The 12,860-nt window shown below is 39.8% G+C and carries 12 protein-coding genes; 11 read left to right on the forward strand and 1 reads right to left on the reverse strand.

The genetic code is table 11. From position 1 onward, the window contains the following. Nucleotides 1–99 precede the first annotated feature (99 nt). The 10 genes from U0R11_RS09015 (at nt 100) to U0R11_RS09060 (ending at nt 9,093) form a co-directional block, all read left to right on the forward strand. Nucleotides 100–876: an FKBP-type peptidyl-prolyl cis-trans isomerase gene (locus U0R11_RS09015; protein WP_406751375.1), complete on the forward strand. Its 777-nt coding sequence runs from the start codon at nt 100–102 to the stop codon at nt 874–876. An 18-nt stretch (nt 877–894) separates the two neighbouring features. Further along, complete coding sequence (locus tag U0R11_RS09020) at nt 895–3,024, forward strand: carboxy terminal-processing peptidase (protein WP_406751376.1); 2,130 nt, start codon at nt 895–897, stop codon at nt 3,022–3,024. After that, nucleotides 3,024–3,824 (forward strand): inositol monophosphatase family protein, encoded by an 801-nt coding sequence (locus tag U0R11_RS09025; RefSeq protein WP_406751377.1) that lies wholly within the window; start codon nt 3,024–3,026, stop codon nt 3,822–3,824. The genes U0R11_RS09020 and U0R11_RS09025 overlap by 1 nt, the downstream gene beginning before the upstream one ends. 7 nt (nt 3,825–3,831) lie before the next feature. Further along, on the forward strand, nt 3,832–3,984 hold the full coding sequence (locus U0R11_RS09030; protein WP_406751378.1) for a FeoB-associated Cys-rich membrane protein: 153 nt from the start codon (nt 3,832–3,834) through the stop codon (nt 3,982–3,984). Between the two features lie 3 nt (nt 3,985–3,987). After that, nucleotides 3,988–5,745, forward strand: a complete 1,758-nt coding sequence (locus U0R11_RS09035) for an ABC transporter ATP-binding protein (protein ID WP_406751379.1) — start codon at nt 3,988–3,990, stop codon at nt 5,743–5,745. 39 nt (nt 5,746–5,784) lie between these two features. After that, on the forward strand, nt 5,785–6,675 hold the full coding sequence (locus U0R11_RS09040) for an outer membrane protein assembly factor BamD (protein WP_406751380.1): 891 nt from the start codon (nt 5,785–5,787) through the stop codon (nt 6,673–6,675). 56 nt (nt 6,676–6,731) lie between these two features. Then, nucleotides 6,732–7,049 (forward strand): DNA-directed RNA polymerase subunit omega, encoded by a 318-nt coding sequence (locus U0R11_RS09045; protein ID WP_109325079.1) that lies wholly within the window; start codon nt 6,732–6,734, stop codon nt 7,047–7,049. A 24-nt stretch (nt 7,050–7,073) separates the two neighbouring features. Beyond that, nucleotides 7,074–7,982: a type IX secretion system protein PorD gene (porD, locus tag U0R11_RS09050; RefSeq protein WP_406751381.1), complete on the forward strand. Its 909-nt coding sequence runs from the start codon at nt 7,074–7,076 to the stop codon at nt 7,980–7,982. A gap of 318 nt (nt 7,983–8,300) precedes the next feature. Continuing rightward, nucleotides 8,301–8,756: a hypothetical protein gene (locus U0R11_RS09055; RefSeq protein ID WP_406751382.1), complete on the forward strand. Its 456-nt coding sequence runs from the start codon at nt 8,301–8,303 to the stop codon at nt 8,754–8,756. Next, nucleotides 8,707–9,093 (forward strand): Fic family protein, encoded by a 387-nt coding sequence (locus U0R11_RS09060; RefSeq protein WP_406751577.1) that lies wholly within the window; start codon nt 8,707–8,709, stop codon nt 9,091–9,093. Before U0R11_RS09055 ends, U0R11_RS09060 begins: the two co-directional genes overlap by 50 nt. An 807-nt stretch (nt 9,094–9,900) precedes the next feature. On the opposite strand, the gene tilS is transcribed toward U0R11_RS09060, so the two are convergent. Continuing rightward, nucleotides 9,901–11,247 (reverse strand): tRNA lysidine(34) synthetase TilS, encoded by a 1,347-nt coding sequence (gene tilS / locus U0R11_RS09065; protein ID WP_406751383.1) that lies wholly within the window; start codon nt 11,245–11,247, stop codon nt 9,901–9,903. Nucleotides 11,248–11,299: 52 nt separating this feature from the next. Here tilS and U0R11_RS09070 point away from each other — a divergent pair, with 52 nt between their 5' ends. Further along, entirely contained in the window at nt 11,300–12,844 is a 1,545-nt protein-coding gene (locus tag U0R11_RS09070) for an OstA-like protein (protein WP_406751384.1), read from the forward strand. Nucleotides 12,845–12,860 lie beyond the last annotated feature (16 nt).

The following is a 12,860-nucleotide window of genomic DNA, read 5'->3' on the forward strand; positions in this document are numbered from 1 at the left end:
TTAGGTCAATATCTGTTCCGTTAAATGGCGTTAAAATAATTGAGAAAGAACCATTTTTCTGTATCTTAGAGGCTTTGTTTGACTATATTAATAAAATCTATGAAATTTCCATTGACACGATTAACGACTATTCTTACGCTTACTGTTCTATCTTTTTCCACTTTTGCTCAGACAAAACCTGCCGCCAAAGCTAAAGTAGTGGCTAAACCTGCTGCTTCAGCTCCTAAAGCAAAAGCCGCCATGCATGCTGGATCTCATTTTGCAAGTACGCTTGATTCTGTTTCTTATGCCGTAGGTGTATTGGTCGCTCAAAATTTCAAATCACAAAATGTTGTTTTGAAACCTGAAACCGTCGCCAAAGGTTTTGCTGCAGCCACACAAGGTAGCACTTTAAGCCTCAGCGAACAAGATTGCCAAAAAATAGTCAATAATTTCATGATGCGTAATCAGGAAAGACAAATGGCGGAAGGAGCCAAGCAGTTTTTGCCTAATAAAGAGGCTGGCGAAAAGTTTTTAGCCGAAAACAAAAAGAAAGCTGGTGTGTTAGTCACTCCAAGTGGTTTACAATATGAAATTATCAAAGCGGGTGATGGCCCTAAGCCAGCTTCCTCGGACAAGGTAAAAACCCATTATCATGGAACTCTGATCGATGGTACCGTGTTTGATTCTTCTGTGGACCGTGGAGAGCCAATCTCTTTCCCCGTTACAGGTGTAATCCCGGGTTGGGTAGAGGCTTTGCAAATGATGCCAGTAGGTTCTAAATGGAAACTGTACGTTCCTCAAGAACTAGCCTATGGTATCCGCGGTGGTGGAGCAGCCATTAAACCTTATTCTGCCTTGATTTTTGAAGTTGAATTGATTGCCATCGAAAAATAACATAACGCATTCAGGTATATGAAAAAGATACTGCCTATTTTAATCCCATTGTCACTTCTAGTGGTTTTGTTTTTACACGGCAAAAATCAGACTACTTTTCCTTCCACCAAATCCGTGGTGTATCAGGAAGGTGATTTACAACCCACCGATACCCAGCGCAAGGTGGAGCGATTGGTCTTTGGTATCTTAAGTAATTACCATTACCGCAAGATTCCGGTGAACGACTCGCTGTCGTCCAAAATCTACGATGCCTATCTCAAAGAGTTAGACCCTAATAAGGTGTTCTTCTTAGCTTCTGACATTGATGAATTGGAGAAATACCGTTTAACCATCGACAACCAATTGAACGATGGCGATTTGACTTCTGCATTCGCTATTTACAATCGTTACCAGCAACGGATGAAAGAGCGTTATGCCTATATCGATCAAATCTTGCAAAAAATACCAGATTTTACTGTCGAGGAGACCTATCAGCCTGGTAGAGAAAAAGCCAAATATGCGGCATCTAAGGAAGAGCTAAACGACTTTTGGCGCAAGGACGTGAAAAGACAATTGCTGGATTGGAGAATATCTGGAAAAGCGGATACCACAGCATTGCGTGAGTTGAAAGAGCGTTATAAGCGTTCCGAAAAATACATGGCACGTACTCGCTCAGAAGATGTGTTTCAAGTTTTTATGAATGCCTATACCGAAAGTATTGACCCGCATACCTCGTACATGATTCCGCGCACGGCTCAAGCTTTCAATACCGATATGGCGCAGAGCTTTGAGGGTATTGGTGCTACGCTTCGTTTGGAAGGAGATTATGTGACCATTCAAGATTTGATTCCAGGAGGCCCAGCCTTTAGAAGTAAGCAAATCAATCCCAAAGACCGAATTATCGGTGTGGCCCAAGGAGATGATGGAAGTTATGTGGATGTAATTGGTTGGTTTACTGATGATGCTGTCAAGCTGATTCGTGGACCGAAAAGCACCGTGGTTCGTTTAAAATTATTGCCAGCAGGAGCTGGTGCAGGTTCTCCGGGTACGGAGGTTCGTTTGGTACGTGAGAAAATTAAGTTGGAAGAACAAACAGCCAAAAAAGAGATTTTGACCTACAACCAAGGAGATAAGAAAATTAAATTAGGTTTAATCACTATTCCCATGTTTTACCGCGATTTTGAAGGAGCGCGCAAAAGAGAATCGGATTTCAAATCTACTTCAGCTGATGTGAAAAAATTCTTAACGGAGTTTAAAACAGAAGGTGTAGATGGTTTAATCATTGACCTAAGAAATAATGGAGGTGGTTCATTGATCGAAGCGGTGGATTTAACGGGTTTATTCATTCCAAAAGGTCCTGTGGTGCAAAGAAAACAATCCGATGGTAAGATTACTCAGGAAATAGACAAAGACCCGGAGCAATTTTACGACGGACCTATGGCGGTATTGATTAATCGTTTCTCGGCTTCAGCTTCGGAGATTTTTGCAGCTGCTATTCAAGATTATAAGCGCGGTATTATCGTAGGAGAACAATCGTACGGTAAAGGCACGGTACAGTCGGTGGTGGACTTGGATAATTACATGAACAACGAGAAGGAGCCTGTAGGTCAATTGAAAATTACCTTGGAGAAATTCTATCGTATCAATGGTAGCTCGACACAGCATAAAGGAGTAAGTCCAGATTTCGCTTTACCTTCTGCATTTTCTGCCGAAGAGTTTGGAGAAAGCTCACAGCCTAGCGCATTGCCTTGGGATATGATTCCAGCAACGAATTATCAAATCACATCAAATATCAATCTAGGATTAATCAATAAGATGCAATCTAGCTTTCAAGCACGTTTGAAATCGAAACCTGATTTAATCAAATTGAAAGATGATTTTGAACGTTGGAAGAAGATTAAGGAATTGAATTCTATTTCCTTGCAAATCGACAAGCGTAAGAAGGAGTTGGATGAGCAAAAGAAAAAGCCAGATGAGTCACAAGCTGTAATGGATAATATTTCAGGTTCAGCAGCTGATACTCCAGAGGGCGATAAAGACAAAAAAGCATCAACGGCAGATAAGCATGCGAAAGATGTGTATTTAAAAGAAACACAACAATTATTGGCAGACTGGGTCTTAGGTCCACTACCCACTAAAGTAGCGTCTAAGCCTTCTGCAAAGAAATAATGGCTGATTTATCAAAAATTTTAGAGCAATCATTGCCTCTGGTTCGGGAAACGGGCCAGTGGATACAATCCATGGTGAATCAGATTGCCATGGAACACATTCAATACAAAGGCAAAAACGATTTAGTTTCTTTTGTGGATCAGACGGCTGAAGTCCGATTGAAAGAAGGACTAGCTGCCATTTTTCCCGAGGCGGGTTTTATTGCTGAGGAATCTGCATCCGATTTTTCGGAAGTAGGAGATGGCTATTATTGGGTAATTGATCCTTTGGATGGAACGACCAATTTCTTGCATCAATTACCTATTTATGCAGTATCGGTTGGTTTGATTTATCAGAAACAACCCGTGTTAGGCATGATTTATGAGCCTAATCGGGACGAATTATTTTATGCCGTTCAAGGAGCTGGGGCACATTTGAATGGTTTACCTATTCGGGTTTCTTCACAGCCTACATTAGAAAAGAGCTTGTTAGCAACGGGTTTTCCTTACCATGATTTCTCTTACCAAGACAAATATTTAACCCTCTTGAAGGAACTCATGCAAAAAAGTCATGGTTTACGAAGAATGGGCGCTGCCGCCATTGACTTAGCCTATACAGCCTGCGGAAGATTTGAAGGTTTTTTTGAAGCCAATCTAAAACCTTGGGATGTAGCAGCAGGTAAAATCATCATTGAAGAAGCAGGAGGCAAAGTAAGTAACTTTTCAGGTGGTTCGGATGTGATTTTTACGGGTCAAATTATTGGAGCAGGGGCTATTTTTGAAGAATTTTTAGGAACTTTACAAACGCATTGGGAAAACTAATATGCTCATGGAAAAGATCATCATCAGTCTCGTATTTGTTGGAGCACTTTTTTATTTAGGGAGAATGGTCTATCGGATGTTTTTTTCCAAACAAGTGGGTTGTGCCAAAGGTTGCGGAACTTGTTCGGCAATGCCCACGGAAACCAGCAACCCCGTTTAAGCTTTGAAAGAGACGTCCAGCGGTAAAATAGTAGACCTACACATCATTCGCAGAATTTATGGGTTTATACAGCCGTATAAATTCCGTTTTTGGTTATTGGTATTTTTGATTCTTTGCATGGCAGGTGTTTCCCCTGTAGTTCCATTACTCATTCGTTATACCCTTGATCATTATGTAGATGTAACACACATCCAAGATCTCTTGCGCATGTTTTTTATCATGCTTGGGGTATTATTTTTACAAACAGGTTTACAATTTTCTACTAGTTATTTAGCGGGTTATTTAGGTCAAACAGTGATCCGCGATATTCGGGTAACCTTGTATCAAAAAATCATCAACCTGCGATTGGCCTTCTTTGATGCCACACCCATTGGTCGCTTGGTCACTAGAACCGTTTCCGATATAGAAACCTTGAACGATGTTTTTTCAGAGGGTTTAGCTTCCATTGCGGGGGATTTATTGCAGTTGTTTTTGATCGTTGGCGTCATGTTTTATACCGATTGGCGTTTGACCTTGATCATTTTAGCGACGGTTCCTTTCATGGTTTTGTCGACCTACATATTCAAAGAACACATCAAAAAATCCTTCAATGAGGTTCGTTTGGCAGTGGCAAATCTGAATTCCTTTGTACAAGAGCATATTTCTGGGATGATGATTGTGCAATTATTTCATGCCGAAAAAAGGGAATTAGTCAAGTTTCAAGAAATCAATAAGGACCATCGGGATGCCAATATCAAGAGTATTTGGGCTTATTCGGTCTATTTCCCAGTAGCGGATGTGATTGCTGCTGTGGGTACGGGTTTGGTAGTTTGGATGGCTTCAACCTATATTTTGAAAGAACAACAAAGTGTTGGTACTTTGACGGCTTTCATCATGTTCATCAACTTGTTCTTTAGGCCTATCCGTATGTTGGCCGACCGTTTCAATACCTTGCAAATGGGGATTGTTTCTACCGAAAGGATTTTGACTCTCTTGGATTCAACGGATTATATTCAAAATAATGGTACACATTTAGCCGATCAATTGGAAGGGAATGTGGAGTTTAAAGACGTGACTTTTGCCTATAATGAGCCAGAATGGGTGGTTCGGAATGTGAGTTTTGAAGTGGAGGCAGGTAAAACCTTGGCCATTGTAGGGGCAACAGGGGCAGGTAAATCTTCCATCATTGGTTTATTAAGTAGAATGTACGATTGTCAAGCTGGAAAAATACTGATTGATGGTATTGCTTTGACCGATTATGAAATTGGAAGTTTACGTAAAAATATTGCGGTGGTATTGCAAGACGTGTTTTTGTTCAGTTCTACGATTGCTTACAACATTAATTTGGGAGATGAATCCATCAGTCAAGAAAAGATGGAGGAGGCGGCCAAAGCCGTTGGGGTACATGATTTCATTATGTCCTTGCCAGGAGACTATCAGTATCAAGTCATGGAAAGAGGGGCAACCCTGAGTGTGGGTCAGCGACAATTGATTTCCTTCGTAAGAGCATTGGTACATGATCCTAAGATTATCATTTTGGATGAGGCGACTTCTTCGGTAGATACTGAAACAGAATTGATGATTCAAGAGGCCATCGCCACCTTAATGAAGGGGCGTACTGCTGTGGTGATTGCTCACCGATTGTCCACGATTCGACATGCCCATCAAATTTTAGTGATGGACAAAGGAGAGATAATGGAAAGAGGAAATCACGATAATTTGATTAAAAAAGACGGTTTATACGCTCAATTATATCATTTACAATTTAGTAAAGCAGTTTAATTCGGACGTACGCACAATTATGATTATCTTTGCGCTCTTATGAAGTTGAAAAATTTAGTATTGATTCTTTCGGTGGCCTTGATTGGCTTAAGTTCTTGTGGGAAATTTGAAAAATTCCGTAAGAGCGCCAATGTGCCTGCCAAATATAAGGCCGCTGTAGATTATTATAAAAAGAAGGATTTTGCGAAGGCAGGGATTCTTTTTGATGAGATTCTACCCTTGTTAAAAGGCGATTCTACTCAAGAATTAGCCACTTTTTACCAAGCATATTGTGATTTCAATACAGGTAATTATACCTTAGCCAATTCGCATTTCAAGAAATTTGCGGAAGTATTTTCTCGTAGTGAATATGCGGAAGAAGCGATATACATGTCGGCATTTGCTTTGTACAAAGACTCGCCTAATTACAATTTGGATCAAACAGGGACTTTATCGGCTATTAACGAGATTCAGAGTTATTTAAATAATTATCCAGATACCAAGTTTAAGGAAGAGTGCAGCAATATCATTCGGGAATTGCGTAAGAAATTAGAGCGTAAAGCTTATGAAAAAGCGCGTTTGTACTATAAGACATCGCCTTTCAATATTGCTACCTTGAAATCGTCAGTAATCGAAATCACCAATTTTCAGCGTGATTTCCCTGATTCAGATTATAATGAGGAAATGGCATATTTGAAGGTTTTATCTCAATTTGAGTTGGCGAATAGCACCATTGAGATGAAGCAAAAGGAACGTTATACGGATGCATCCAAGTTTTATTTAGAGCTAGTGGATAAATATCCGAACAGCAATTATTTGAAATTAGCTGAGAAGATGTACACGAAAAGTGTCGAAGAGGTAGCTCGAATCACCCATTTGGAAGAGGAGTACAAGGCAGCTGTGGAAAAGGAGAAGGCGAAAACCTCCAAATTGGCCACCAGTCCTCAATAGTTTTTACCAAAAATTTAGTCTAAATTTGCAATCTTAAATTTATAGAGATGTCTAAGATCCAAACAAACCCATCGATCATCACCCGTGATGTAGATAAAATTGCCGAAAAGACGGGAAATGTGTACGAATCAATTTCCATTATTTCGCAAAGAGCGCGTCAAATCTCTAGTAAAATGAAGGAAGAATTATCGGGTAAACTTTCTGAGTTTGCATCTTCAGTAGATAATTTAGAGGAGATATTTGAGAACCGCGAGCAAATTGAAATTTCCAAATATTACGAGCGTATGCCTAAGCCTTCGGCTTTAGCTATCGACGACTTTATGGCAGATAAAGTTGATTTTCGTATCCGTGAAGAAGGTACAGACGAAAAATAATTTTATTTCGTTTGATTTCTAACCATGAAATCTACTCCCTTTTTTCTGAGCTTAATCTTGTTGCTAACTTCCTGGGGACTTCGTGCCCAGGAGTTACAAGCAACGATAACCATCAATACCGAGCAATTACAGCTCGATCAGCAGCGCGGAAGCAATCAAATATATCCGGAATTACAAAGGACCATGCAAGAATTCTTGAATGGTAGACGTTGGTCCAATGATAATTTTGCTCCGGAGGAAAAAATTAAAGTCAATATCAATTTACTTTTGACCAAAGCTACCTCGCAGGGAGACTTTGAGGCCAATGCTCGTGTGCAAGTATTGAGACCAGTTTTTGGGACATCCTACGAAACCATCGTATTGAACATCATTGATAAGAACTTCAATTTTAAGTATTTATTGGGAATGCCTTTGACTTACAATGACAATTCCTATATCGAGAATTTAAGTGTGATGCTGGCCTACTATGCCTATTTAGCCTGTGCTTATCAATATGATTCCTTTGGTAAAATGGGAGGAGATGTATTCACTCAGAAGTTGTTTAACCTAACCAATTTGGCTCAGACATCTGGCACAGGCTGGGGAGTAGTGAGTGACGTGCGTAGTCGGGTAGCCATATCAGAAAGTTTAATGAATCAGCAATTGCAGGGTATCCGAGAAGTAAATTATACGTATCACAGATTATTATTGGATACTTATAAAGATCAGCCAGATGAAACCCGAAAAGGAATCTTAGAGTTGTTGAATCAAATTCGTCAAATCAACCAAATTCGTCCAGGTGCGGCTAACATTCGTATTTTCTTTGATGCCAAGGCTGATGAAATCTTCTCCATCATGGATGAAGCTAGTCCTAGCGAGCGCCAGCAAGCTTTTGCTTACCTCAGTTTATTGGACCCTATCCGTACGGAGACGTATAGGAAGTTGATAAGGTAGGGAGATTTTTTATGTAATCTTTTCTTGGAATTTATCAAGTCAACCTGTCAAGGTAATTTGTTAGGAGAATTGTCATGTTGATTTGGCATTGACGTTGATAATGAAATTGACGTTGGCATTGACATTGGGATTGGCATTGACATTGTCCCAGAGATTTGTCAAATCTTCAAGATTTGACAAATCTAAGCGTAAACTACGTTATTTTCAATCAAAGGAATCTCCTCGGAAATCATTATCAAGTAAATGATTTATGGTAGAACATTTATTCTTTTGGATGGTTAAATGCTTAATGTGTATTGTAATTAACTATTGAAATCGATGGAACTAATACCAATTGAAAATATTCGAATTAATGCGCGTAAAATAGCCGAAATCGATAACATAGTGAAGTCCATTTATCGCTTAATCATTTATAGCAGATACCATTTAGATGATGATTTGTTGGATATTTATGTGACAGGCGTCAATGATTTGAAAGAACAATTAAGCATTAAAAATGCTCAAATGGAAGCTCAAAATGAGGAGGAAGCAATAGAGTACGTCAAGAATTTGAAAGTTTCACTTGATTTTGTCTTTTCGGAAATAGTACTTCATCAAAACTTGTGCAAGGAGATTCAATTGTTCCAATTGCTTCGCTTAGTTTCTCCCGAAACGAATGCCCTGCATCAATCGTTATCGACATACCATGGTACAAATTGGTGCGCATATTTGTCCAGACCCTTTGATGGTACCAAGTTTTGTGTCCGAACTATTTTATCGAATTCAACACATTGATAATCCCATTATTCGAGCTATTTACTTCCATCATGAGTTAATTCGTATTCATCCATTTGCTGATGGAAATGGGAGAGTTACCCGTATTGCAAAAAATTGGATGCTTATGTATGAATTGTATCCTCCCATTTTTATAAATGATGCCTCCCAAAAAAAAGAGTATATTTCTACCTTAGCCAAGAGTTTTAGAGAATTGGAAAAATTGCCCAATCAGTGGAATAGTCATACAGAATTGTTTTTTGAACAAGAATTGGACCGGCTTCTGATTAATGCTAATTGGCTTTATGAAAGTATCAACTTGAAAGGTTTATCAAGGGAAAGTCTAAGTACAAAATAATTTAATCAAGCAAGGTTATTGATGGCTGAGGTTCTCAAATCCACAAATCCCATCCACTGGTGGCTGAGGCTCTCGATGTTACCATTTTCATTTACTCAGGTGGCTGAGGCTCTCGATGCTACCATTTTCATTTACTCGGTGGCTGAGGCTCTCGATGCTACCATTTTCATTTACTCAGGTGGCTGAGGCTCTCGAAGCTACCATTTTCATTTACTCAGGTGGCTGAGGCTCTCGATGCTACCATTTTCATTTACTCGGTGGCTGAGGCTCTCGATGCTACCATTTTCATTTACTCAGGTGGCTGAGGCTCTCGATGTTACCATTTTCATTTACTCAGGTGGCTGAGGCTCTCGAAGCCACAATGCCCATTTACTCAGGTAGCTGAGGCTCTCGAAGCTACCATTTTCATTTACTCAGGTGGCTGAGGCTCTCAAAGCCACAATTCCCCATCTTTCGGTGGCTGAGGTTCCCGAAGCCACGATTCTTCATCTTTTGGAGGCTGAGGCTCTCGAAGCCACCACATGAGGCTCTCGAAGCCACCACATGAGGCTCTCGAAGCCACAACTCCTAATTTTTTGGTGGCTGAGGTCCTCGAAGCCACCACATGAGGCTCTCGAAGCCACAACTCCTAATCTTTTGGTAGCTGAGGTTCTCGAAACCACACTATGAGGCTCTCGAAGCCACGACTCCTAATCTTTTGGTGGCTGAGGTTCTCGAAACCACACTATGAGGCTCTCGAAGCCACGACTCCTAATCTTTTGGTGGCTGAGGTCCTCGAAGCCACCACATGAGGTTCTCGAAGCCACACTATGAAGCCACGTGCTTATTTTCCAATGTCAAAATGCATAGCCCTTCTGTTTTATCTGTCACCTTATTTCGGTTATCTATTCTATACCCCATGACCCACACCACAGAACCTTTACTCAAGACCAATTGAACATTTTTCTTCAAATTCAACGGCACTTTTTTATCCGTTAAAAAATCAGAAATCAATTTCTTTTGATTCATACCCAAAGGACAAAACCAATCTCCTTCCTGGTATTTTCTGATTTCTAGTGGGAAATGCAAGGTCTCAGCATCTAAACAGGCCACGTGGGAACCTGTAGGAGGAGTGAATTCTTTTTCATTTTCTCCAAAATCAATATGCAAAATCTGATGTCCTAAATCTACTTCCTCTGCTTCTTCATCCACTAGGATAGGTTTAAATTCAGATTGATCTTTTGGACTAATTACCCATTGTTGCCGATCAATGTTCAAGATATGACTAGGTGATTCAAATATTTTACCAATTTGTTGATCTCCAGCTGCTAAAATATGCCCCATGGCATCTGCCGTAAAATGATAAGCCAATAAAAGCTGCTGCCGCATCACCAACTCTTTTTCAGCTAAACCCTGTTCACTTAATTGTATAAATAGGTTTCCTTGTGCGTCTGTTTTGCAACGTTCTTGTTTCCAGATTTGAAATTCAGCTTGCATCCATTTTTCAATGGAAGCTATGTTGGCACTACTTTGCGCAACGCTCTGCTCAAAATGTGCATTTAATTCGATGAACTTTGGAATAATCTCATGCCGAATGAAATTTCTTTGGTATTTCGTGGATGCATTGGACGAATCTTCTCGCCAAGCCAATTTGTGACTAACCACAAAATCAAAAATTTGCTCCTGATTCGCAAAAGCCATCGGGCGAATGATGTATCCATGCTTAACTGGTATCCCATGAAAGCCGGCTAGACCACTTCCTCGACTCAAATTCATTAATACAGTTTCTGCACTATCCATCTGATGATGCGCAGTGGCTATAAAATCATAGCCTTCCCTTTGACGAATCTCCTCAAACCAATCATATCTCAATATTCTGGCAGCCATCTGTGTAGAGAGTTTTTCTTTCTCAGCAAAAGCTTTTGTATCAAAACAAATGGTATCGTAAGGAACTTTTAAGGTCTTGGCCATTTTTTTGACAAATACCTCATCCGTCAGCGATTCCTCACCACGCAAACTGAAGTTGACATGCGCAATCCCAAAATTGAATTTGGCCAAAGAAAATAGTTTGGACATGATTACGGAGTCAATTCCGCCACTGACAGCCAACAATATTTTTTGATCGGCTTGGAATAAATTCTCTTTTCGGACAAATTGGATGAAATCTTCCAGCATAAAAATGGTAAATTGCGTGATAAAGCCACGAAATTAACGATTCGCTTTCAAGATGCGCTATAAATCGCCTATTTTCCTGTTTATTCTACTTCTTTTACCTGTCTTTGCTTGGAGCCAAAGTCAAGTTCAGGTGATTTCAGCAGATAGTCTGAATTTTATTCAAGTAGAATCATCCATGATTAGAAAATTAATCGGGAAAGTAGTCCTTCGTCAAGGTACCACCACATTATCTTGTGATCAAGCCATTCTTAATAGTACCACCAATAATGTAGAGGCCTACGGTCATGTGAAAATTATCCAAGCAGATACGGTGACCATCACAGGAGATTCAGCCTTGTATAATGGTGACCTCCGACAAGCCTATATGTTGGGACGCGTGAAATTAGATGACCATACCATAGTATTGAATACCAATAAGTTGGATTATGATATGAATACAAAAATGGCCGTCTATCATACTGGAGCCAGAATTTTGGATAAGAAAACCACGCTTACAAGTAAAGAAGGTTTTTATAATACAGTGACCAAAAACTTTTTGTTCAAAGAAAAAGTTCGTGTGCTTGATAAAGAGGGTGGAGCGCTTAAAGCAGATTCCTTGCGCTATAATACTGCTTCCAAAGAGGCTTTTTTCATTTGTCCGACGGAAATTATCAATAAGAAAGATACTGTTTATACCAAATCTGGCTTTTATAATACGCAAACCAAAGTCTCCAATTTTACAGGCCGATCAACGGCCAAAATGGAAGATTATACCTTAACAGCAGATACATTGTTTTACGATAGCCCTACCAAGATTGGGGTGGCCAAAGGTAATGTAGAATTTTTAAGCCAGAAGGATAAAGTTGTTTTAACGGGTAAGAATGGACGATACAACGGTAAAACAGGAATAACTCGTGTCTATGGAAATGCTTTAATGCGAAACATCATGGAAAAGGATACCTTGTATTTAACAGCCGATACCTTGGTTTCTTTTGATAATAAACAAGATTCTGTGCGCAAGTTATATGCCTACAAGCATGTGCTGATTTATAAGTCGGATTTATCCGCTCGATGCGACTCCTTGGGATATGATATGCGAGATTCTGTGATACATTTTTATCAAAAGCCCATTATTTGGACCAATGATTCCCAATCTACCGCTGATTCAATATCCTTATTTATGGTGAATCAAAAGCTCAAGGAAATGCGCCTACGCGGTCATTCTTTTGTGATTTCAGCAGATTCTGCTTCACATTTTAATCAGATCAAAGGTCGAAAGGTCTGGGTCTTCTTCAAGGACGATTCTAAACTTCGACGAGTCAATGTGGAAGGTAATGGGGAGAGTATTTATTATGTCATGGACGACAAAAAAGTAACAACAGGATTGAACCGTGTGGAGTGCAGCCGAATGAACCTGTTTTTTGAAGAAAATAAAGTCAAGCGTATTACGTTTATCACTAAGCCAGAAGCGAAGTTTGTTCCACCCAAAGAATGGAACGAAGATTTACAAGTTTTGGATGGCTACCGATGGCGAATCAATGAAAAGGTTACTTTCAAAAAGTTAATGGAGGCGGTGAATGCACCGGAATTGTCCATTCCAATTGTTAAAAATCCTTAAAATTGGGCCTTTGGTC

Origin of the sequence: Aquirufa salirivi (assembly GCF_045310485.1) — a bacterium.
In the GTDB taxonomy this organism is placed as follows: Bacteria; Bacteroidota; Bacteroidia; order Cytophagales; family Spirosomataceae; genus Aquirufa; species Aquirufa salirivi.